The sequence below is a fragment of the Aeromicrobium sp. SORGH_AS_0981 genome (assembly GCF_031453195.1).
Taxonomy (GTDB): domain Bacteria; phylum Actinomycetota; class Actinomycetes; order Propionibacteriales; family Nocardioidaceae; genus Aeromicrobium.
On sequence record NZ_JAVIZD010000001.1, the window covers coordinates 15,724 to 36,089 of the forward strand.

Annotated in this window: 21 protein-coding genes, 1 tRNA gene and 2 pseudogenes; 9 read left to right on the top strand and 15 right to left on the bottom strand. The window is 73.5% G+C overall.

All coding sequences use genetic code 11. The features are described 5' to 3' along the window. Positions 1-5 precede the first annotated feature (5 nt). Positions 6-50: pseudogene (locus QE370_RS18115) on the top strand (hypothetical protein); the annotation flags it as partial. A 62-nt stretch (positions 51-112) separates the two neighbouring features. On the opposite strand, the gene QE370_RS00080 reads toward QE370_RS18115, so the two are convergent. Further along, entirely contained in the window at positions 113-268 is a 156-nt protein-coding gene (locus QE370_RS00080) for a hypothetical protein (protein WP_309635282.1), read from the bottom strand. A 78-nt stretch (positions 269-346) separates the two neighbouring features. Here QE370_RS00080 and QE370_RS00085 point away from each other — a divergent pair, with 78 nt between their 5' ends. Together QE370_RS00085 and mscL are read left to right on the top strand one after the other, a co-directional pair. Beyond that, positions 347-949 (top strand): SAF domain-containing protein, encoded by a 603-nt coding sequence (locus QE370_RS00085; RefSeq protein ID WP_309632982.1) that lies wholly within the window; start codon positions 347-349, stop codon positions 947-949. A 91-nt stretch (positions 950-1,040) separates the two neighbouring features. Next, positions 1,041-1,424, top strand: coding sequence for a large conductance mechanosensitive channel protein MscL (gene mscL / locus QE370_RS00090; RefSeq protein WP_253025868.1), 384 nt, complete (start codon positions 1,041-1,043; stop codon positions 1,422-1,424). 31 nt (positions 1,425-1,455) lie between these two features. Here the strand turns inward: mscL and QE370_RS00095 are convergent, their stop codons facing one another. From QE370_RS00095 to QE370_RS00110, 4 genes are all read right to left on the bottom strand, one after another. Beyond that, positions 1,456-1,638: a hypothetical protein gene (locus QE370_RS00095; RefSeq protein ID WP_253025866.1), complete on the bottom strand. Its 183-nt coding sequence runs from the start codon at positions 1,636-1,638 to the stop codon at positions 1,456-1,458. After that, entirely contained in the window at positions 1,628-2,524 is an 897-nt protein-coding gene (locus tag QE370_RS00100; protein ID WP_309632983.1) for an NAD(P)-dependent oxidoreductase, read from the bottom strand. The genes QE370_RS00095 and QE370_RS00100 overlap by 11 nt, the downstream gene beginning before the upstream one ends. 100 nt (positions 2,525-2,624) lie before the next feature. After that, positions 2,625-3,398, bottom strand: coding sequence for an HAD-IIA family hydrolase (locus tag QE370_RS00105; RefSeq protein WP_067861756.1), 774 nt, complete (start codon positions 3,396-3,398; stop codon positions 2,625-2,627). A 132-nt stretch (positions 3,399-3,530) separates the two neighbouring features. Next, positions 3,531-3,815: a hypothetical protein gene (locus QE370_RS00110; protein ID WP_309632984.1), complete on the bottom strand. Its 285-nt coding sequence runs from the start codon at positions 3,813-3,815 to the stop codon at positions 3,531-3,533. Positions 3,816-3,949: 134 nt separating this feature from the next. Here QE370_RS00110 and QE370_RS00115 point away from each other — a divergent pair. Continuing rightward, a pseudogene (locus QE370_RS00115) lies at positions 3,950-5,128 on the top strand (PQQ-dependent sugar dehydrogenase). Positions 5,129-5,301: 173 nt separating this feature from the next. Here QE370_RS00115 and QE370_RS00120 read toward each other — a convergent pair. The 4 genes from QE370_RS00120 to aceA all read right to left on the bottom strand — a co-directional run bounded on the left by QE370_RS00120 (position 5,302) and on the right by aceA (position 8,626). Continuing rightward, positions 5,302-5,377 (bottom strand) — tRNA-Arg (locus QE370_RS00120). A gap of 95 nt (positions 5,378-5,472) precedes the next feature. Next, positions 5,473-5,724, bottom strand: coding sequence for a 3-hydroxyacyl-CoA dehydrogenase NAD-binding domain-containing protein (locus QE370_RS00125; protein WP_309632985.1), 252 nt, complete (start codon positions 5,722-5,724; stop codon positions 5,473-5,475). Next, positions 5,721-7,334, bottom strand: a complete 1,614-nt coding sequence (gene aceB / locus QE370_RS00130) for a malate synthase A (protein WP_309632986.1) — start codon at positions 7,332-7,334, stop codon at positions 5,721-5,723. The genes QE370_RS00125 and aceB overlap by 4 nt, the downstream gene beginning before the upstream one ends. Further along, positions 7,334-8,626, bottom strand: a complete 1,293-nt coding sequence (gene aceA, locus QE370_RS00135) for an isocitrate lyase (protein WP_309632987.1) — start codon at positions 8,624-8,626, stop codon at positions 7,334-7,336. The genes aceB and aceA overlap by 1 nt, the downstream gene beginning before the upstream one ends. A gap of 177 nt (positions 8,627-8,803) precedes the next feature. Here aceA and QE370_RS00140 point away from each other — a divergent pair, with 177 nt between their 5' ends. Further along, the gene (locus QE370_RS00140; protein ID WP_309632988.1) at positions 8,804-10,204 is read left to right on the top strand and encodes a short-chain fatty acyl-CoA regulator family protein; all 1,401 of its coding nucleotides are present in this window, start codon (positions 8,804-8,806) and stop codon (positions 10,202-10,204) included. 147 nt (positions 10,205-10,351) lie between these two features. Here QE370_RS00140 and QE370_RS00145 read toward each other — a convergent pair whose 3' ends face one another. Continuing rightward, complete coding sequence (locus tag QE370_RS00145; RefSeq protein ID WP_253025846.1) at positions 10,352-11,323, bottom strand: PHB depolymerase family esterase; 972 nt, start codon at positions 11,321-11,323, stop codon at positions 10,352-10,354. Between the two features lie 85 nt (positions 11,324-11,408). Between QE370_RS00145 and QE370_RS00150 the strand changes: the two genes are divergently transcribed. Further along, positions 11,409-12,401 carry a DNA topoisomerase IB gene (locus tag QE370_RS00150; RefSeq protein WP_253025844.1) on the top strand — a complete coding sequence of 331 codons (993 nt, stop codon included), beginning with the start codon at positions 11,409-11,411 and terminating at the stop codon, positions 12,399-12,401. Between the two features lie 3 nt (positions 12,402-12,404). Here the strand turns inward: QE370_RS00150 and QE370_RS00155 are convergent, their stop codons facing one another. From QE370_RS00155 to QE370_RS00170, 4 genes are all read right to left on the bottom strand, one after another. Continuing rightward, the gene (locus QE370_RS00155; protein ID WP_253025842.1) at positions 12,405-13,769 is read right to left on the bottom strand and encodes an NAD(P)/FAD-dependent oxidoreductase; all 1,365 of its coding nucleotides are present in this window, start codon (positions 13,767-13,769) and stop codon (positions 12,405-12,407) included. A 77-nt stretch (positions 13,770-13,846) separates the two neighbouring features. After that, on the bottom strand, positions 13,847-14,797 hold the full coding sequence (locus tag QE370_RS00160) for a 1-aminocyclopropane-1-carboxylate deaminase/D-cysteine desulfhydrase (RefSeq protein WP_253025840.1): 951 nt from the start codon (positions 14,795-14,797) through the stop codon (positions 13,847-13,849). After that, a complete protein-coding gene (locus QE370_RS00165; protein WP_309632989.1) occupies positions 14,794-15,999 on the bottom strand; it encodes a S8 family serine peptidase in 1,206 nt (401 codons plus the stop codon). The genes QE370_RS00160 and QE370_RS00165 overlap by 4 nt, the downstream gene beginning before the upstream one ends. A 10-nt stretch (positions 16,000-16,009) precedes the next feature. Continuing rightward, entirely contained in the window at positions 16,010-16,459 is a 450-nt protein-coding gene (locus tag QE370_RS00170; protein ID WP_253025900.1) for a PGPGW domain-containing protein, read from the bottom strand. Positions 16,460-16,587: 128 nt separating this feature from the next. Here QE370_RS00170 and QE370_RS00175 point away from each other — a divergent pair, with 128 nt between their 5' ends. The 3 genes from QE370_RS00175 to QE370_RS00185 are packed head-to-tail and all read left to right on the top strand — an operon-like array spanning position 16,588 to position 19,606. Next, a complete protein-coding gene (locus QE370_RS00175) occupies positions 16,588-17,895 on the top strand; it encodes a cyclopropane-fatty-acyl-phospholipid synthase family protein (RefSeq protein ID WP_309632990.1) in 1,308 nt (435 codons plus the stop codon). Continuing rightward, the gene (locus QE370_RS00180; RefSeq protein WP_253025896.1) at positions 17,892-18,698 is read left to right on the top strand and encodes a DUF1295 domain-containing protein; all 807 of its coding nucleotides are present in this window, start codon (positions 17,892-17,894) and stop codon (positions 18,696-18,698) included. The genes QE370_RS00175 and QE370_RS00180 overlap by 4 nt, the downstream gene beginning before the upstream one ends. 2 nt (positions 18,699-18,700) lie before the next feature. Beyond that, entirely contained in the window at positions 18,701-19,606 is a 906-nt protein-coding gene (locus QE370_RS00185; protein ID WP_309632991.1) for an NAD(P)H-binding protein, read from the top strand. A gap of 45 nt (positions 19,607-19,651) precedes the next feature. On the opposite strand, the gene QE370_RS00190 is transcribed toward QE370_RS00185, so the two are convergent. Continuing rightward, on the bottom strand, positions 19,652-20,341 hold the full coding sequence (locus QE370_RS00190) for a metal-dependent transcriptional regulator (protein WP_067859227.1): 690 nt from the start codon (positions 20,339-20,341) through the stop codon (positions 19,652-19,654). Positions 20,342-20,366: the final 25 nt, after the last annotated feature.

Below are 20,366 nucleotides of genomic sequence, written 5' to 3' on the forward strand. Positions count from 1 at the left end.
TCGAGGTGCACCAGTCGTTCACCGACGATGCGCTGACCGAGTGCCCCGCGTGCCAGGGCCGGCTCCGCAAGGTGTTCAACGCGGTGGGCGTCGTGTTCAAGGGGTCGGGCTTCTACCGCACCGACAGCCGCAGCACGAGCACGTCGTCGGACACCTCGAGCTCGTCCTCCTCGAGCTCCTCGTCGTCGGGCACGACGTCGTCGACCTCCTCGTCGTCGGGCGGGTCGTCGTCCGGCACGTCGACCTCGGGCAGCGGCTCGTCGTCCACGGGCGGCTCGGCCGCCTGAGCGGCTCCCCTGTGGAGACGCGCTGGAACGGGGCCCGGCGCGCTGCCTAGCGTGGGCGGATGGACCGTCTGCGCTCCGCCCTGCTCGAGCACCGTCGTCTGCTCGCGGCCCTGTGCACGGCTCTCGCGGTGCTGCTGGCCCTCGCGTCGGTGCGACGTCCGCCCGACCAGGTGGAGGTGGCCGTCGCCGCCCGCGACCTCGCCAGCGGCACGGTGCTCTCCGCCCGCGACGTCACCTCCTCGCTGCTGCCGGCCGCGGCGGCGCCCCAGCACCTGCTGTCGTCCGACGACCTCGTCGGCCGGCGGGTCGGCGGGCCGATGCGTCGGGGCGAGGCCTTCACCGACGTCCGCCTCCTGGCGGCCGGACCGGTCGACGGTCTGCCTCCGGACCACGTGGTGACGGCCGTGCGGCTCGCCGACGCGGCCGGCGGACAGGGCCTGCGGGTGGGTGACCGGGTCGAGGTGCTCGCGGTGGCGACGGGCGCGGGCGGCCCGCGCGCGTCCGTGGCGGCCTCGGGCGCAGTGGTGGCGGCCCTGCCCGACCCCGACGGGTCCGACGCCCCGACCCTGTGGCTCACCGTCCCGCGCGAGACCGCGCTCGAGCTCGCCCGGGTGGGCGTGGAGGCTCAGCTGAGCGTCGTGGCCGAGGCGGGCGACGACTGACCGCGCCTCGCCCGGTGGGTGGGACGCCGCGCGGCGTCGTCGCGAACCCCTAGGCTCGTGCACGACCTTCACCGACGTCCTAGGGGGACACATGATCAAGGGATTCAAGGACTTCCTGCTGCGCGGGAACATCGTCGACCTCGCCGTGGCCGTCGTCATCGGCACCGCGTTCACCGCGCTGGTCACCGCGTTCACGACGTCGTTCATCAACCCGCTCATCGGGCTGGTCAGCGGCGGCGGCAAGGCCGGGGGCGTGCTGACCGTCAACGGCCAGGACTTCACCTACGGCGCCTTCATCACCGCCGTCATCACCTTCGTGCTCACGGCCGCGGTCGTGTACTTCGTCGTCGTGGTGCCCATGAAGACGATCAACGAGAGGCTCGCACGCGGCAAGGAGGAGGAGCCGGCCGGCGTCAGCGAGGACATCCAGCTCCTGCGCGAGATCCGCGACTCGCTGCAGCGCCAGAACCCCTGACGCCGAGAGCCCCGAGGCGGGACCTCCGGGCTCAGCCGCCGTGGTGGGGCGGGACGTCCCGCAGCAGCTCGTCGTCGCGACGCGAACCTGCGGACGTCCCGTCGTCGCCGCGCTCGTCGCGCGTGGTGTCGGGCAGCAGGTCGCCCAGCAGCAGGGCCGCGCGGCGCCGACGCGCCTGCTCAGCGGCGTCGGGCGTCAGGTCGTCAGAGGACACCGTCGAACCAGTCCGGGGTGAGCTTCGGGAACATCGGGTGCCAACCGGCGCGGTCGCCGAAGCGCTGGGAGGTGACGCGCTGGGAGCGTCCGAAGGTCTCCAGCCGCACCCCCGCGAGCCGCTGCGTGACGCGGTGGTGGAAACGACCGCCGCGTCGTCCGCCGGCGAGAGCCAGCTGCTCGGCGAGGTCCTCGCGACGGCACGGCTCCGCGCCCACGTTGTAGACGCCGGCCGGGGCGGTCAGCGCGGCCTCGGCGGCCGTGCCGACGTCGTCGACGTGCACCAGGTGCACCCACGACGACGGCTCGCCCCAGCCCGTGGGCCGGCCCGATCGGGCGCGCCGCAGCAGCCAGCGCGAGCCAGGGTCGGGCCCGACGATCTGGCCGAAGCGCAGCACGACCACGTCGCGGCCGCGTCGTCCGAGGGCCCGGGCGTGCTGCTCGGCCTCGGCCACCGTGTCGGTGTCGCGGGTGATCTCGACCGGCGCCAGCTCGTCGATCCAGGCGTCACCGCCGTCGGCGTAGATCGACGAGCGGCTCTGCTGCACGAGCCGCGGGACGCCCGCAGCCAGCATGGCCTCGGCCACCCGGCGCGAGCCGACCGCGCGGATGCGGTCGTTCTGGCGCCAGGCGCCGGGCCGCAGCATCGCGAGACCCACGGGCATGCGGCCCGCGAAGTTCACGACGGCGTCGCAGCCCTGCATGCCTGCCGCCATGGCGTCGACGTCGAAGACGGTGCCACGGTGGGGCCTCGCACCGTGCGCCTCGGCGACGCGGGCGGCACGCTCGGAGCGCACCAGGCCGACGACCTCGTGGCCGGCGGCGACGAGGGCGGTCGTGGCGGACCGGCCCATGACTCCGCTGGCTCCGGTGAGAAAGACCTTCAACGTTCTGGCTCCGTGACGTCGGGTGATGTTCCGTCGTGCGTGGACGTTCTCACGACCGCCGATCGGGCGACGTGATCGGACCAGGGTACCCGACGAGCCCTCAGGCCCCGTCCGCGTCGCCCTCCGCCAGCTCCGTCACGAGCGGGACCACGTCGGCGATGGAGTCGACGACGCGGGTCGGCCGGAACGGGAAGCGCTCCACCTGTCCGGGCGCCGTCGAGCCGGTCAGGACCAGGATCGAGCGCAGGCCCGCCTCGAGCCCGGACAGCACGTCGGTGTCCATCCGGTCGCCGATCATGACCGTCGTCTCGGAGTGCGCCTCGATCCGGTTGAGCGCCGTGCGCATCATGAGCGGGTTGGGCTTGCCGACGAAGTACGGCTCGACCCCCGTGGCCTTGGTGATGAGGGCGGCGACCGAGCCGGTGGCGGGGAGGCTGCCCGACGGCGACGGGCCCGTCGGGTCGGGGTTGGTGGCGATGAACCGCGCGCCGCTCTCGATGAGCTGGATGGCCTTCGTGATCGCCTCGAAGGAGTAGGTGCGGGTCTCACCCAGCACCACGTACTCCGGGTCCCTCGTGGTCATGACGTACCCGACGTCGTGCAGCGCGGTGGTCAGCCCCGCCTCGCCGATCACGTAGGCCGTGCCCTCCGGACGCTGCTCGCTGAGGAACTTCGCGGTGGCCAGCGCGGACGTCCAGATCGACTCCTGCGGGATGTCGAGGCCGGCCGCGTGGAGCCGCGCGCGCAGGTCGCGCGGGGTGAAGATCGAGTTGTTCGTGAGCACGAGGAACGGCCGCTCGTGACGACGCAGCGCCGCGATGAACTCGGCCGCACCCGGGATGGCGCGCTCCTCGTGCACCAGCACGCCGTCCATGTCGGTGAGCCACGAGGCGACGGGCTTGGTCAAGGGAGCTCCTGCGGGCGGGATCGTCGGGCCGACCCGTCGGCGACGGGTCCGTCCTCATCCTAGGCGCGCTGCGTCGCAGCCCGGGCGCACGTGCAGGCGTCAGCCGTCGGCAGGCACGGCGGGCCCCACGACGGGGCGGTGCGGGTGCTCGCTGCGTCGGTGCGCGTGCGGGTCGATCTGGTGCACCACGGCCTCGACGAGCCACGCGTCGTCGTCGGTGCGGCACTCCACGACCACGTACGTCCCGAGGTCGCCCTGGGTGCCCAGCGCGACGACACCGCTCATCGCGGCCGTGTGGAAGTCGGCGAGGATGTCCTGCTGCTCGCGCACGCCGCTGACCTCGTACACGACGACGGTCCAGGTGTCCTCGGTCGAACGGGACATGGTCCCTCCACGGGTGCTGGTGCGGGTGCCGCGAGCGTACGACGGCACGGCCGCGGGCGCGCGTCGAACGGATGGCGGGCGGGTGAACGGCTCGCGCGGCTGGCAGATCGGGCCGAGAGGCGGATACTGAGGCGATGAGAGCCCGACGCGTGGTCACGGCCGTCCTCGGCGGGGCGCTCTGCGCCGGCGCCGCCCTCGCCGGAGGGGCACCGGCCGCCACGGCGGCGGCCGACCCGCCACCTCTCGACGTGCGGGTGGTGCAGGCAGGCCTGCAGCATCCGTGGGCGCTCACCTTCCTCCCGGACGGGTCGATGCTCTACACCCAGCGCGACCGGCTGTCGGTCACCCTGCGCGACCCGCAGGGACGCTCGACGGTCGTGCTCTCGCGTCCCGCCGGCATGTGGTCGGGCGGCGAGACCGGCCTCATGGGCCTCGAGAAGTCCGCCGACTTCGCCCGCAGCGGCGTCTTCTACACCTGCCACGGCTACCGCTCGGGCGACGTGCGGGACGTCCGGGTGGTCGCGTGGCGCCTCGACCGGTCGGCCGGCCGGGCGACGTTCGTCCGCAACGTGGTGGTCGGCCTGCCGTCGAGCACGGGCCGCCACGGCGGCTGCGCGCTGCGTCGGGGCAAGGCCGACTCGCTGTTCATCGGCACGGGCGACGCGGCGCGCGGTGGCATCCCGCAGTCGTTGACGTCCGGCGGCGGCAAGGTGCTGCGCGTCTCGGCGACGACCGGCCGGGGATACGACGACAACCCCTGGGCCTCGGCCCGCACGGCGATGCAGCGCCGGGTCTGGACGTACGGCCACCGCAACGTGCAGGGAGTCGTCCGTCAGCCGTCGACGGGACAGATGTGGTCGGTCGAGCAGGGCTCCTACCGCGACGACGAGGTGAACGTGCTCGTCAAGGGCGGCAACTACGGGTGGAACCCCGTGCCGCGCGCGTAGGGCGACCCCGACTACAACGAGGGCGCGAACTCCCCGATGACCGACGACGCCCTTCCCGGCACCCAGCGCCACGCGGCCTGGAGGTCGGGCACGTCGACGGTCGCGACCAGCGGCGCCGACTTCGTGAGCGGGTCGGGCTGGGGAAGCCTCGACGGCGCGCTCGCGGTGGCGACCCTCAAGGGCACGAGCCTGCGCCTGCTGACCTTCGACAGCAGCCGTCGCCTGGTGCGTCAGTACACCCCGTCGGAGCTCTCCGGCACCTACGGCCGGCTGCGCGGCGTGCAGCGCGGACCGGGCGGGGTGCTGTACGTGACCACCTCGAACGGCACGGACGACAAGATCCTGCGGGTGGCGCCGCGGGGGTGAGGCGGGGGACTCGCCCGAAGCCAGGGGCACGCAGGACTCTGCGTCGGTGCGCTGGAGGTCGGACGCTTCTGCGTTCGCGACGGGATCCCGACACCAACGCAGCATCCTTCGACCCTCCGCGCAGGGACCCAGAGTCTCCAGTTCGCCGCCGCTGAGTAGCGAGCCGCGTCGGTTGGTGCCCCCGGCAGGATTCGAACCTGCGACCTGCGGTTTAGGAAACCGTTGCTCTATCCCCTGAGCTACGGGGGCCCGCGGGTGCGTGCGATCACCGCGACGCGCCCAGTGCAGCGTACCGGGCCGACGTCGCGGAGCAGCGGGGCGTGAGCCGAGCTCCGGTTCGGGCGTCAGGACGCGGAGGGTGAGGGCCGGGGGCGGCGGCTTCTCCTGCGACCAGGAAGGCCCACGTCGGTCCCGCCGTCGGCCTCCTCTTCCACCGCACGGGTCACGGAGGCCGCGACCCGGTCGCGGCCTCCGTCCCGTGCGCTCGCGTCGGCCTCGACGAGGAGCACGTCGTGGCCGGCGCGGGCGCACACCTCGGCGATGCCGGATCCCATCAGGCCGCCGCCGAGGACGCCGATCGCGAGCGGGTCGCTCACGCCGCCGCCTCCTCGCGGGTCACGAGGAAACGTCGGTAGGCGTCGTCGGTGAGGAACGCGGGGAGGTCGTCCCCGAGCGCACCCCGCCGCACGACGTGGCGCAGCGCCTCGATGCGCTCGGGCGGCCGTCCCGCCTGCTCCAACGTGTCGAGCTCCTGCTCCAGCAGCGCCGCGACCCGGAAGCGCGTCACGACACCGCCGCCGTCGATCGGCGTCGCGTGCCGGCACCACTGCCAGAGCTGGCAGCGCGAGATCTCCGCCGTCGCAGCGTCCTCCATCAGCCCGTCGAGCCCGACCGCGCCGCGGCCGTCGAGCCACGCGTCGACGTAGCGGACGAGGACCGAGACGTTCGCCCGCAGGCCCTGGGCCGTGACCTCGCCCGGCGTGGCAGCGACGTCGAGCAGGTCCGCGGCCGACACCTCGACGTCGTCACGCTGCCGGTCGACCTGGTTCGGCCGGTCGCCGAGCACCGCCGTGAAGGCGTCACGGCACGTCGGGACCAGGCCGGGGTGCGCCACCCACGACCCGTCGTACCCGGCGGCCGCCTCGCGCTCCTTGTCGGCCCGGACCTTCGCCAGGGCGTCGCGGTTGCGGTCCTCGTCCCTGCTCGGGATGACGGCCGCCATGCCGCCGATGGCGTGCGCGCCACGTCGGTGGCAGGTCTTGACGAGCAGCTCGGTGTAGGCGCGCATGAACGGCACGGTCATCGTCACGTCGGCGCGGTCCGGCAGCACGTAGGCCGGGTCGGCCCCGAGGTTCTTGATCGTGCTGAAGATGTAGTCCCAGCGGCCCGCGTTGAGACCGGCGGCGTGGTCGCGCAGCTCGTAGAGGATCTCCTCCATCTCGAAGGCCGCGGGCAGCGTCTCGATGAGCACCGTCGCGCGGATCGTGCCGTGCGGGATGCGCAGCCACTGCTCGGTGCGGGTGAACACGTCGTCCCACCAGCGCGCCTCGAGGTGGCTCTCGAGCTTCGGCAGGTAGAAGTACGGCCCCGTGCCCTGCTCGATGAGCCGCCTGGCGTTGTGGTGCACGTAGAGACCGAAGTCGAAGAGCGCTCCGGCGATGGGTGCCCCCTTGATGCGCAGGTGCTCCTCGTCGAGGTGCAGGCCCCGGGGGCGCACGATGATCGTCGCCAGGGGACCGTCCTCCAGCACGTACCGCTTGCCGTTCTCCTCGTGCTCGATCACTCGGCTGACCGCGTCGTGCAGGTTCAGCTGGCCGTCGACGACGTTGCGCCACGACGGGCTCGTCGCGTCCTCGAAGTCCGCCAGCCAGCCCTGCGCGCCGGAGTTGAGCGCGTTGATCGTCATCTTGCGGTCGACCGGCCCGGTGATCTCGACCCGCCGGTCCTCCAGGCCGGGACCGGCCCCCGCCACCCTCCAGGACGGGTCCTCGCGGATCCCGGCGGTCTCGGCCAGGAAGTCGGGGCCCCCGCTGGGGCCGGCTGCGAGGTCCCGGTCGCGACGCAGGCGCAGCAGCTCGCGACGGCGTCCGTCGAACCGGTCGTGCAGCATGCGCAGGATGCCGAGCCCGCCGTCGCTGAACACCTCGTGGTCACGCGGCCCGACCGGGCCGAGCACCTGCATGTCGTTGCGCGTGGGTGCACACATCAGAACTGCGCCTCCTCGGTCGACCCGGTCAGCGCCGTGGTGGACGACGCCGGGTTGATGGTCGTGCTGAGGGCGTCGAAGTAGCCCGTGCCCGCCTCGCGCTGGTGCTTCGTGGCGGTGTAGCCGCGCGCCTCGTCGCCGAACTCGCGCTCCTGCAGCTCGACGTAGGCGCTCATGCCGGTGCGCGCGTACCCGTGGGCGAGGTCGAACATCGAGTGGTTGAGCGCGTGGAAGCCGGCGAGGGTGATGAACTGGAAGGTGTAGCCCATCGCGCCGAGCTCGCGCTGGAACCTCGCGATGGTCGCGTCGTCGAGGTGCTTGCGCCAGTTGAACGACGGCGAGCAGTTGTAGGCGAGCAGCTGGTCGGGGTGCTCCTTCTTGATCGCCTCCGCGTACTGGCGGGCCAGCTCGAGGTCCGGCTCGGACGTCTCCATCCACAGCAGGTCCGCGTACTCGGCGTAGGCGAGGCCACGGTCGATGCACGGGTCGATGCCGTTCGACACCTCGAAGAAGCCCTCCGAGGTGCGCCCACCGGTCAGGAAGCGCCGGTCGCGCTCGTCGACGTCGCTGGTGAGGAGCGTCGCGGCCTGGGCGTCCGTGCGGGCGATGACGACCGTCGGCACGCCGGCCACGTCGGCGGCGAGGCGCGCCGCGTTGAGGGTGCGGACGTGCTGCTGGGTCGGCACCAGGACCTTCCCGCCCAGGTGGCCGCACTTCTTCTCGCTCGCGAGCTGGTCCTCCCAGTGCACGCCCGCGGCGCCGGCGGCGATCATCGCCCGCATCAGCTCGTAGGCGTTGAGCGGGCCACCGAACCCGGCCTCCGCGTCGGCGACGATCGGGGCGAACCAGTCGCGGGTCACCTGCCCCTCGGCGTGCTCGAGCTGGTCGGCGCGCTGCAGGGCGTTGTTGATGCGGCGCACGACGGCGGGCACCGAGTTGGCCGGGTAGAGGCTCTGGTCGGGGTAGGTCTGTCCGGCGAGGTTCGCGTCGGCGGCGACCTGCCAGCCCGACAGGTAGATGGCGCGCAGACCGGCGCGGACCTGCTGCACGGCCTGGTTGCCGGTGAGGGCGCCGAGCGCGTTCACGTAGTCGACGCCCTGGACCTGACCGGAGACGTACTCCCACAGCTTGCGGGCGCCGAGGTCGGCGAGGGTGTGCGCCTCCTGCACGGTGCCGCGCAGGCGCACGACGTCGGCGCCGGTGTAGTCACGCTTCACGGTCGCCCACCGCGGGTCGGACGCCCAGGCGGCGTCGAGCTGCTCGGCGGTCGGGGCGGGGTTCTGGTTCGTCATCGTCGCTCCTGGTGCAGTGCTCCCGGTCCGGGTGATCCGGGGCGTCTCGGGATCCAGTGCAGCGGCCGCCGGAACCGAGGTGAAGGGACGCACGACGCCAGGTTCTGACGACCAAGACCGCCGCTTTTGCCAAGATTGCGAAGGCTCGACCTTTCACAGATCGCCTACGGTGAGCGCATGGACAAGCTCTACGCAGGTGCGCGGCTGCGCCGACTGCGCGAGGAGCGCGGCCTCAGCCAGGTCGAGCTCGCCCGGATCCTGGCGATCTCGGCCAGCTACCTCAACCAGATCGAGCACGACACCCGCCCCCTGACGGTCACCGTGCTGGTGCGGCTCACCGAGGTGTTCGGGGTCGACCCGGCGTTCTTCAGCCCCCGCGACACCGCCCGCCAGCTCGCGGAGCTGCGGGAGGCGCTCCCCGAGGCCGGCGGCGCGACCGGCCTGCCGCTGTCGGACCTGCAGCAGGTCGCGGGGTCCATGCCCGAGGTGGCCGAGGCGATCGTGCAGCTGCACCGGCGCTACCGCGACGCCGTGGCGGCCCTGGAGGCCTTGACGGACCGGCGCACCGCGGCGCAGGCCCTGATGCCGCACGAGCACGTCCGCGACTTCTTCTACCGGCACCAGAACTACATCGACCCCGTCGACCGCGCTGCGGAGGACCTCGCGCGGTCCATCGGGACGCGACGTCTGGAGGTGCGTCACCACCTGCGACGGCACCTGCAGTCGGCCCACGGCGTCACCGTCGCGACCACCGAGCCAGACGGGCGCAGCACGCTCGAGTACGACGAGACGACCCGGACGCTGCGCCTCGCGCCGGACCTCCGCCCGGGGCAGCAGGCGTTCCGGATGGCCACCCAGCTGGCCTACCTCGAGGCGGCCGACGTCCTCGACACCGTCCTCGACGCCGAGACCTGGCCCGACGACACCACCCGCGCCCTGGCACGCATCGGTCTGGCGCACTACTTCGCCGGGGCGCTGATCCTCCCCTACCGCCCCTTCTTCCGCGCCGCCGAGCGCCTGCGCTACGACGTCGAGGTGCTGGCCGAGCACTTCGGCGTCGGCTACGAGACCGCGGCGCACCGGCTCAGCACGCTCCAGCGGGCGGAGCTGCGCGGCGTGCCGTTCATCTTCGTGCGCGTGGACAAGGCGGGGAACATCTCCAAGCGCGTGTCGGCCACCGGCTTCCACTTCTCGCGCAGCGGCGGGACCTGCCCGCTGTGGAACGTCTACGACGCCTTCGCCTCCCCCGGGCAGGTCGACGTGCAGGTGGCGGAGATGCCCGACGGCCAGCGCTACCTGTGGACTGCGAGGACCGTCACCCGGCGCCGCGGTGGCTACGGCAGCGCTGCCAAGACCTTCGTCATCGGCCTGGGCTGCGAGCTGCGCCAGGCGGGTCGCCTCGTCTACAGCGCGGGCCTGGACCTCGCCGAGCCGGACGTCATGCCCATCGGTCCCGGCTGCCGCACGTGCGACCGCCCTCGCTGCCCGCAGCGTGCGGCGCCGCCGATCGGTCGTCCGCTGCAGGTCGACGAGCGGCGCAGCTCCTTCGACCCCTACGGTGTTGGCCGGCCGGTCTGACCACGGGCCACGTCACCGGCGCGGCGAGCTCCCCCCGCGCCCGGGCCCGAGGCCCTCCAGGGGTCGACGCGGGGGAAGCCGCTCCAAACGGTAGTGCTCGCGACCCTCGCACGGCCAGGCCTGCGACGGCCACGGTCGAGGTCGGGGTCAGGGCGCCTTCAGCCCGAAGAAGTCGGCCATGAGCCTGGTGGCGTCGACCGACGACGTCGTCCTGCCCAGCACCGGCACCTCGAAGCCGGCCCCGGGCCAGGTGTGACCGCCGTCGTCGATGACGTAGGCCTGCAGCCGGCTGCCGTCGGAGCACCCGCGCCACGTCTCGCGGACCACGTCGGAGGCGACGTCCTGACGACGCGGCTCGCGTGCGCAGCCGTCGTGGCCGGCCCAGTCGCCGAGCACCGTCTGCACTGCCCGGACGGGGAAGATCGGCGTCTCGCCGCCCTGGTACGGGACCACCTCGTCGCCGGTCCCGTGGAAGTAGATGAACGACGTCGGCGGGGCGTCGCCGCAGGCGGCCTCGTCGTAGAAGGTGGCCGCGACGCCGCCGTAGGCACGGAACGGGTAGACACCGCGGCAGGCCATCGCGAAGACCACCGCCGAGCCGTTCGACATGCCCGCCGCGAACTGGCGGTCGGTGTCGACGCACCACTCGTCGCCGAGCCGCTCGCTGAGCTGCAGCCAGAAGGCGGCGTCCGAGCGGGGCTGGTCGGCGGTGGCCATGACGTCCCACTCGCGGCGGGGCTCGAGCGCCTGCGGCGCCACGACGATGAAGTCGCGCTCGTCGGCCACGGTCGGGAAGCCCGAGTAGGTGAGCACCTGCGGGGCGTTGCTGCCCAGCCCGTGGAAGAGGTACACCACCGGGAGGGCCCGTCGTCCGTCGTACCCGGGCGGGACGTGCACGACGTACGACCGTTCCGAGCCGTCGACGTCGATCGTGCGGGTCACGTCGCGGGTGCCTCCGGTGATGTCGTCCGGGACGCTGCCGCATCCCTTCGCGCCACCGGCGGGCGCGGAGGTCGTCGGGGTCGCGGACGCCGACGGCTCGGCCCGGTCGGTGCCGCCGTCACGCGTGCAGGCCGAGAGGGCCAGGGACAACGCGACGACCGCGACGAGTGCTCGCACCCTCGTAGTCTGCCTGCTCGGCACGAACCCGTCCGCCCGAGTCGCTCGGCTCGCGGCCGTCCGACGCCCCGCCTACGGTCGGACCATGGTCCGCCTGCGTCGCACGTCACCGTCCATGGCCGGCTGGACGCGGGTCAAGCACGGCCGAGGGTTCCGCTACCTCGACCAGGACGGCGCGCCGCTGGAGGAGATCGACGTGGCGCGCTGCAAGGAGCTCGTCATCCCGCCCGCCTGGACGAAGGTCTGGATCTGCCCGGCCGAGAACGGCCACCTCCAGGCGGTCGGCACCGACGACGCCGGACGCCGGCAGTACCTCTACCACCCGGCCTGGCGGGAGCGTCGCGACGCCGAGAAGTTCCAGCACATGGAGGGCTTCGCGACGGCGCTGCTGGAGGCGCGTGACGGCGCGCGCGAGGAGGTGGCGGACGACGCGACGCTGCGGAGCACGGCGGCGCTCGCCTTCTGCCTGCTCGACCTCGGCATCTTCCGGGTCGGCTCGGACCGCTACACCGACGAGAACGGCAGCTACGGGCTGACCACGATCGAGAAGCAGCACGTGCGCCGCGACGGCGACTCGCTCGTGTTCGAGTACGTCGCCAAGAGCGGCCAGGACCTGGAGGTCTCGCTGCGCGACGAGCGGCTCGTCGCGGCCCTCGAGCCGCTGCGCCGCCGACGCACCGGCGGTGACGTCCTGCTCGCCTACCGGGGCGGCGACGGGTGGTCGACGCTGGGCGCCACGGCCGTCAACGACTACGTCAAGGAGGTGCTGGGCGAGGAGTACTCGGCCAAGGACTTCCGCACCTGGCGCGGCACGGTGATCGCCGCGGCCGCGCTCTCGTCGTCGGACGCGTCGACCAAGACCGCCCGCAAGAAGTCGGTCGCGGCTGCCATGCGGGAGGTCGCCGAGCACCTGGGCAACACGCCTGCCGTCGCCCGCTCCTCCTACGTGGACCCCCGCGTCGTGGACCTGTTCGGCGACGGCGTGGTCGTCGCAGGCGGCCACCGTCCGGTCGCACCCGGCGAGCCCGTCAGCCGCACCCTGGAGAAGCAGGTGCTGGAGCTGCTCGGGAAGGCCTGAGGCTCAGTCGAGCTCGCCGAGCGCAGTCTCCACGGCCCGCCAGAACGTGGGGTAGGCGTAGACGGAGTTGCGCAGCGTCGCGATCGGCACCTCGCCCCGTACCGCCACGGCGAGCCCGGAGACGCTCTCGCCACCCGTCGGGCCGACGAACGTCGCACCGACCAGCACGCCGCGTGCGGCGTCGGCCACGAGCTTGACGGTGCCCTCGGCGCCGGGGCCGTGGGTGAAGCCACGCGAGCTCTGGGCGAGGTCGGTGGTCGCGACCCGGACGTCGATCCCGCGCTCCCGCGCCTGCTTCTCGGTGAGGCCGACCCCGCCGACCTCGGGGTCGGTGAAGGTGACGCGCGGGAAGGAGCCGTCGTACTCCGGGAGCGTCTCGCCGAGGATGGCTCGCGCGGCCCGGTCGGACTGGTACATCGAGACGTGGGTGAACGCGCCGCGGCCGGCGACGTCGCCGACGACCCACAGGCCGTCGGCCGCCTGCATCGCGTCGTCGACGTCGATCGAGCGCGCGGTGGGGTCGAGACCGACGGTGTCGAGGCCGATGTCGGAGATCTGCGGCGTGCGTCCGGCGGCGACGAGGAGCTGCTCCACGTGCACCGTGCCCGACGCGAGCTCGAGCGTGAACTGCTGCCCGTCGTGCGACACGGAGTGGATGCGCTCGCCCTCGCGGACGTCGATGCCGTCGCGCTCGAACGCGCCGCGCAGGACGTCGGCCGCCTCGGGCTCCTCGGGTCCGAGGATGCGCGGGCCGACCTCCACGACGGTGACCTCGCTGCCGAACCGAGCGAACGCCTGGGCCAGCTCGAGCCCGATCGGACCGCCCCCGACGACCGCGAGCGTGGCCGGGAGCACGGACGCCTCGAGCGCCTCGTGGTTCGTCCAGAACGGCGTGTCGGCCAGGCCGTCGATCGGCGGTACCGAGGCACGGGTGCCCGGGTTCAGCACCACGCCGCGCCGCGCCTCCAGGCGCGTGGTCCCGCCCTCGGCCAGGTCGACCTCCACGGCCCGCGGCCCCGCCAGCCGACCGTGACCCCGCAGCAGGCGAGCGCCCGACCCCTCGAGGCGCTCCGCGGCGACGGTGTCGTCCCAGTCGTCGGTGGCCTCCTCCCGGATGCGACGCGCGACGACGGAGAAGTCGGGCTCGACGGTGGCGGCGCCGGCCAGCTCCGCGGCACGTCGCGTCTCCACCACCGCACCGGCGGCGCGGATGAACATCTTGGAGGGGATGCAGCCCCAGTAGGGGCACTCGCCGCCGACCAGCCCCGACTCGACCGCGACCACGTCGAGGCCCTCCCCCGCCAGCCGGGACGCGAGCGCCTCTCCACCGGGTCCGAGTCCGATCACCACCACGTCGCAGGTCGTCATGACCCCATCCTGGGGCAGACCGCCGACCCGGGCCAGCGGGCCCCGAGCTCACCGTCGCGCCCCCGCGGCGGACACCGCTACGGACGGGGTCCGTGGGTCTGCAGGAACAGCACGGGGCCGGCGGCCGACCGCGCCCGGACCGCTGCGAGCGCTTTCGCCGTGTAGACCGGCTCGAGGTGCAGGCCCTGCTCCTGCGCCCACGCGAGGGCGGCCTCGCCCTCCGGGGTGGACGCCCCGTACGTGGCACCCAGCCAGCCGTGGTCGGCGTCGAGGTCGTCCGGCCTCACCCGGGCGTCGACGAGCACGCCCCGCGTGCGCAGCAACGACGCGGTGTCGTCGGCGAGACGCGCCACCGTGACGGCGTCGAGCCGGAACGAGTCGTTGACGACGACGCCGAGCACGCGCGAGCGCAGCCCCGCCAGCCGCAGGCCGAGCGTCAGGCCCGCCGCAGTGCCGCCGGAGCCCACCGCCGTCACCACGGTCGCCGGCTCGGGCAGCAGCCCCGCCTCGACCTGCGCGGCGATCTCGAGCGCCGTCTCCACGTAGCCGAGCGTGCCCACGGGCGACGAGCCGCCGGCCGGCAGGTAGGCCGGTGTCCGCAGCCCGTCGGCGTAGCGGGCGAGGAGGAACGGCGCCGCTGCGCGCAGCCGCGCCACGGACCGGAAGCGGTGCACCACGGCACCGGAGGCGTCGAGGCGACGGGTCTGCTCGCGGACGTGGTCGTCGACGGGCTGGTCGACGAGCCCGAGCACCACCCGCAGGCCCTCCTCGCGTCCGTACAGGGCCGCCGCGAGGCCCCAGTGGGTGCCGATGCCGCCGACCGTGAGGAGCGTCCCCCGCTTGCGACGCCGCACGTCGGGCAGGATCCACTCGAGCTTGCGGACCTTGTTGCCGCCCCAGCCGCCGTCGCCGAAGACCGACTCGTCCTTCAGCCAGAAGCCGTCGATCTCCCGCACCGGGGTGGGGCCGCGGCCCAGCCGGGTCCACGGCAGGTCGGCACCCGGGAACCGGCGCAGGAGCAGGCTCATCCGACCAGCCGCCGCGCGTCGAGCAGGCCCGCACCGAACGTCTGGTCCTTGCCCCGCGGTCCGAGGTCGCGGGCGGTCTCCTCCAGTCGCGCCGCGACCCGCTGCGCGCTGAGCCCGCGGCGGCTCATGGCGAGTGCGGCCGCCGCGGCGACGTAGGGCGACGACATCGACGTGCCGCTCAGCGCGCAGTAGTCGTCGGGGCACGACAGCCGGTCGTCGCGCGGGACCGTCGACCAGATGCCCCGCCCCGGGGCGACGACGTCGACCCACGACCCGCAGCTGCTGAACGACGATCCCCTGAGGTCGGCGTCGACCGAGCCCACGCCCACGACGCCCGGGTAGGCCGCCGGGTACTGGACCGGCCGGAACAGCACCCCGCACCCGCTGTTGCCCGCGCCCGCCACGACGAGCACGCCCTTGCGCTGCGCGTAGGCCACGGCCCGCGCGAGTGCCGGGTCGTCGGTGCTGGCGGAGAGCGACAGGTTCACCACCTGCGCCTTGCGGTCGACGGCGAGCAGCACGCCGCGCGCGACGTCGTCGCTCGAGCCCCGCCCGTCGGCACCGAGCACGCGGACCGGCAGGACCGCGGCGCGCGGCGCCAGGCCGGCGACGCCCCGACGGTTGCCGGCCACCGCGGCGACGATCCCCGCCACGTGCGTGCCGTGCCCGTGGGGGTCGCGGGAGACGGTCCCGCCCGTGAGCACGTCGACGCCCCGCATGACGTTGCCGCGCAGGTCGGGGTGGGTGCGGTCGACGCCCGTGTCGACGACGGCGACCACGGCGCGCGGGGTCGAGCGGGTGGCGCGACCGTCGGCGCGGCGCCACAGCGTCTCCGCCTGGAGCCGGTCGAGCGCCCACTGCCGACCGCGCAACGTGTCGTTCGAGCGCAGCGCCGTCACGGGCTGCGCCATGGAGACCGTGACGGTGGCGGGGTCCTGGAGGCGGGCGGCCACGACCCGCCGCGCCTGCGCACGGTCGTCGACACGAACGGTGCGCACCACGGGTCGCCCGTCCGGTGCGGTCGTGGTCGTGACGACCCGCAACGCTCCCTCCAGCGGGGCGGAGCCGACGATCCGCGCCACGGCAGCCCGCGTGGAGTCCACCTGCGGCGCCGCCGACGCGGGCACGACCACCGCGCCCGCGCAGGCTGCGCCGACCGCCGCCAGGGCGGCCGCGCGGACACGTCGTGTGCGTGGGGTCACGCGCCGGAGACTACCGCTCCCGCCACCTCAGCACGCTGTACACGAGCAGACCCCACGCCGCGAAGGCCGACGCGACCAGCCCGAGCCCCGTCCCCCAGCCCGCCGCAGGCAGCCGCGGACCGAACCCGACGCCCAGCACCTCGAACTCCGGGATCGTCGGGCTCACCCACCACACGACGCCGAGCACGGCGAGCCAGACGCCGCCGAGCGCGCTGAGCACGATGCGCGGCCAGGTGGCCACACCGAACCGGGCGGCCTCCACCGCCTTCTCGCGCAGGGGGTCCAGCACCCGCCGCGCCCACGCGTGCTGACGGGCCAGGATCGTGATGCCCGCGAGGATGATCAGCAGGCCCGGGCCGGGCAGCGGCCAGAGGATGATGCCGATGACGACGACCGTCCAGCCGAGCACCTCGGTGACGACCCGCTCCGCCACGCCCTGATCGCGGCCCCGACCTTCCATGCGCACAGGATGCCGCACGGTCCCAGCCGCGGCACCCGACGCCCACCGATCCCCGACGCCGACGGCGTCGAACACCCCACGCGGACCCCGGCTGGCGGGGCCGACCCGACCGGACCAGGATTGACCCCATGAACAAGGCTGCTGCGCTGCACTCCCTCGCCGAGGACGCCCTCGGCATGACCCTCCCCGTCCGGCTGCGGCTGTGGGACGGCAGCGAGGCCGGCCCCGAGGACGCCCCCGTCCTGGTGCTGCGCGACAAGCGCGCCGTCCGCCACGTGCTGTACTCCCCCGGCGAGCTGGGCGTGGCCCGGGCGTACGTGCAGGGCGACCTCGACATCGAGGGCGACCTCGCCGACGGGCTGCGCACGATGTGGGAGGCCGTCCGCAACGCCCGCGCAGCCGACGCGAACGCCGCGCGTCCGCGCATCAAGACCCGGCACGCACTGCGCGGCGCCTGGCTGGCCCTGCGGCTCGGCGCGATCGGGCGTCGACCCAAGGCGCCCGCCGCGGAGTCGAACCTCTCGGGCGAGCTGCACAGCCGCGAGCGCGACCGCGCCGCCATCAGCCACCACTACGACCTCTCCAACGACTTCTACGAGCTCGTCCTCGACCCGCAGATGGCGTACTCGAGCGGCTTCCACGCCGACCCGACGTGGTCGCTGGAGCAGGCGCAGACCGCCAAGCTCGACCTCGTCTGCCGCAAGCTCGGCCTGCGACCCGGCATGCGGATGCTCGACATCGGCTCGGGCTGGGGCTCGCTGAGCCTGCACGCCGCCGAGCACTACGGCGTGCACGTCACCGGCGTCACCCTGTCGCACGAGCAGCGCGACTTCGTCATGAAGCGCGCGGCCGAGCGCGGGCTGCAGGGTCGCGTCGAGGTGAGCCTGCGCCACTTCCGCGACCTCGCCGGCGCCGGCGTGGCCGACGGCACCATCGACGCGATCGCCTCGATCGAGATGGGCGAGCACGTCGGCGACGAGGAGTACGTCGTGTTCACCGAGTCGATCCACCGCTACCTGCGCCCCGGCGGCCGCGTGCTGATCCAGCAGATGTCGCGCAGCAACGACCAGGTCGGCGACCGTCCCGGGGGCGGCCCGTTCATCGAGACCTACATCGCCCCCGACATGCACATGAAGCCGATCGCCAAGACCATCGGCCTCATCGCCGGAGCCGGCCTGGAGATCCGCGACGTGCAGGCGATGCGCGAGCACTACCCCCTGACCGTCGCCGGCTGGGCCCGCAACCTCGAGGAGAACTGGGGCACCGCGGTCGCGCTGGTCGGTGAGGAGACCGCGCGGGTGTGGCGCCTCTACCTGGCGGGCGGGTCGCTCGCGTTCGAGGAGAACCGCATGGGCGTCGACCAGATCCTCGCGGTCAAGCCGTCGCCCGCCGGACGCTCGGACATGCCGCTGACCCCGCTGGAGTGGCTCGCATGATCGCCAACGACGGATCGCACAGTCTGCTCACCCTGGCGATCGGGCTGGCGACCGTCGTCGTCTTCATGGGCGTCTGCATGGCCATCTCCGTGCGCGTGCAGAAGCTCACGGTGGTCGACACCGCCTGGCCGCTCGGGTTCGTCCTCGTCGCCGTCGTCTCCGTCTTCGTGACGAACGCCGGCGACGGCATGCCCGCCCCGCAGCTCCTCCTGCTGGTCCTGGTGACGCTGTGGGGCCTGCGCCTCGCCGCGCACCTGCACCACCGCAACAGCGGCAAGGACGAGGACCCCCGCTACGCCGAGCTGGCCGAGGCCGACGGTCGTTCGTTCGCGCAGGTGGCGCTCACCCGCGTGTTCCTGCCGCAGGGCATCGCCATGTTCCTCGTCGCCACCCCGGTCATGGTCGGCATGAACAACCTCGGCGTCGTCGGCTGGCTCGGGTGGCTCGGCGTCGCGGTGTGGGCGGTCGGCCTGTTCTTCGAGGCCGTCGGCGACTGGCAGCTCGCCCAGTTCAAGAAGGACCCCGACACCAAGGGCAAGATCATGGACCAGGGACTGTGGCGCTACACCCGGCACCCGAACTACTTCGGTGACGCCTGCGTGTGGGCCGGCATCTGGCTGGTCGCCGCGTCGTCGTGGGCCGGCGTCGCCACGGTCGTCAGCCCGATCGCGATGACGATCTTCCTCACCAAGGTCACCGGGGCGGCGAACAACGAGAAGGGCATGCGCAAGAGCAAGCCCGGCTACGACGAGTACGTGCGCCGCACGAGCGGCTTCATCCCCCTGCCCCCGAAGAAGGCCTGAGCATGGCGCCGGTGCTCGTCACGGGGGTCACCGGCTTCGTCGGTGCCCACCTGGCGGCAAGGCTCGTCGAGCTCGGCCGCGAGGTGCGCGTGCTCGTGCGCGACCCGGCGCGGCTGCCCGACGCCGACTGGGTGCGCCACGTCGAGGTCGTGCAGGGCGACGCGACCGACGCCGGGTCGCTCGGCCGGGCGCTCGACGGCGTGTCCGTGGCCCACTACCTCCTGCACGCGATGTCCGACGGCGACGACTACGCGGCCGCAGACCGCGAGATGGCTCAGACGTTCGCCGCCGCGGCCGAGCGTGCCGGGGTGCGCCGCATCGTCTACCTGGGCGGTCTGCGCCCGCCGGCGGACAGCGAGCCGACCGAGCACCTGGCGTCGCGCGACGAGGTCGCGCAGATCCTCCTCGCGGGAGCGGTGCCCGCCGTGGTCCTGCGGGCGGGCATGGTGATCGGCCGCGGGTCGGCGTCGTTCGACCTCATGGAGGTCGCGACCCGGCTGCTGCCGGTGGTGGTCGGGCCGACGTGGCTGCGCCGGCACATGCAGCCGGTCGCGCTCGACGACCTGCTGCACTACCTGGTCGCCGTCACCGACCTCGACGACGACGTGAACCGCGGCTTCGACGTGGGCGGTCCCGACGTCATGAGCTACCGCGAGCTGCTGGAGGCGCACGCGCACGCGTCGGGCCGTCGGCGCCCTCCGGCGCTGCTGTTCCCCGTGCTGCTGCCGCACACGTTCAGCCTGGTCGTCGGCACGCTGGCGCCCGGGTCGAGCTCGCTGAACGCTGCCCTCGTCCACAGCCTGAGCCTCGACATGGTGTGCACCGAGCGCGACCTCGAGGCCCTGGTGGGTCCGCCCGAGGGCGGCCCGACCGGTGTCGAGGAGGCCCTGCGGCGCGCGAACGCCTGAGCGTCGCGTCGTCGTCGGGCCAGGCCGGCAGGAGCCGGAGAAGCTCTATTCGCTGACGAAGATGTGCACCGCGGCGTCGGCGTCGACCTCGGCGGTCTCGCCCTGGCGGGCGACGACGACGCCGTCGTGACCGCGCGAGACGAGGACGTCGTTGCCGGGCAGCGCGCCGACGCGGCGCAGCACCGACATGACCTCGGTGTCCTTCTGCAGCTCCTCGGCGATGCGACGCACGATCCGGCGGACCGGCTCGTCGCCACCGCGGACCGCCCGGGTGAGCGGCTCCACGCCGTGCAGGAACAGCGAGGGGTCGACGGTCTCGCCGAGCTCGTCGAGGCCGGGGATCGGGTTGCCGTACGGCGACTCCGTGGGGTGCTCGAGCAGCTCGACCAGGCGGCGCTCGACCTGCTCGGACATGACGTGCTCCCAGCGGCACGCCTCCTCGTGCACGAACTCGATCTCCAGACCGATGATGTCGGTGAGCAGACGCTCCGCGAGGCGGTGCTTGCGCATGACGCGGGTGGCGAGGGCGCGGCCCTTGTCGGACAGCTCGAGGTGACGGTCGCCCTCGACGGTGAGCAGGCCGTCGCGCTCCATGCGGGCGACGGTCTGGCTGACCGTCGGGCCGCTCTGGTGCAGACGCTCGGCGATGCGCGCGCGCAGGGGGACGATGCCCTCCTCCTCCAGCTCGAAGACGGTGCGCAGGTACATCTCGGTGGTGTCGATCAGCTCGCTCACGCGCCCATTGTTCCATGGCGTGCAG

Coding starts and splice junctions, on each gene's coding strand:
- QE370_RS00105 (WP_067861756.1), bottom strand. CDS start 3,398: ATGGACGGCGTGCTGGTGCACGAGGAGCGCGCCATCCCGGGTGCGGCC.
- QE370_RS00180 (WP_253025896.1), top strand. CDS start 17,892: ATGATCGCCAACGACGGATCGCACAGTCTGCTCACCCTGGCGATCGGG.
- QE370_RS00155 (WP_253025842.1), bottom strand. CDS start 13,769: ATGACGACCTGCGACGTGGTGGTGATCGGACTCGGACCCGGTGGAGAG.
- aceA (WP_309632987.1), bottom strand. CDS start 8,626: ATGACGAACCAGAACCCCGCCCCGACCGCCGAGCAGCTCGACGCCGCC.
- QE370_RS00150 (WP_253025844.1), top strand. CDS start 11,409: ATGGTCCGCCTGCGTCGCACGTCACCGTCCATGGCCGGCTGGACGCGG.
- QE370_RS00110 (WP_309632984.1), bottom strand. CDS start 3,815: ATGTCCCGTTCGACCGAGGACACCTGGACCGTCGTCGTGTACGAGGTC.
- aceB (WP_309632986.1), bottom strand. CDS start 7,334: ATGTGTGCACCCACGCGCAACGACATGCAGGTGCTCGGCCCGGTCGGG.
- QE370_RS00175 (WP_309632990.1), top strand. CDS start 16,588: ATGAACAAGGCTGCTGCGCTGCACTCCCTCGCCGAGGACGCCCTCGGC.
- QE370_RS00085 (WP_309632982.1), top strand. CDS start 347: ATGGACCGTCTGCGCTCCGCCCTGCTCGAGCACCGTCGTCTGCTCGCG.
- QE370_RS00185 (WP_309632991.1), top strand. CDS start 18,701: ATGGCGCCGGTGCTCGTCACGGGGGTCACCGGCTTCGTCGGTGCCCAC.
- mscL (WP_253025868.1), top strand. CDS start 1,041: ATGATCAAGGGATTCAAGGACTTCCTGCTGCGCGGGAACATCGTCGAC.
- QE370_RS00160 (WP_253025840.1), bottom strand. CDS start 14,797: ATGAGCCTGCTCCTGCGCCGGTTCCCGGGTGCCGACCTGCCGTGGACC.
- QE370_RS00170 (WP_253025900.1), bottom strand. CDS start 16,459: ATGGAAGGTCGGGGCCGCGATCAGGGCGTGGCGGAGCGGGTCGTCACC.
- QE370_RS00140 (WP_309632988.1), top strand. CDS start 8,804: ATGGACAAGCTCTACGCAGGTGCGCGGCTGCGCCGACTGCGCGAGGAG.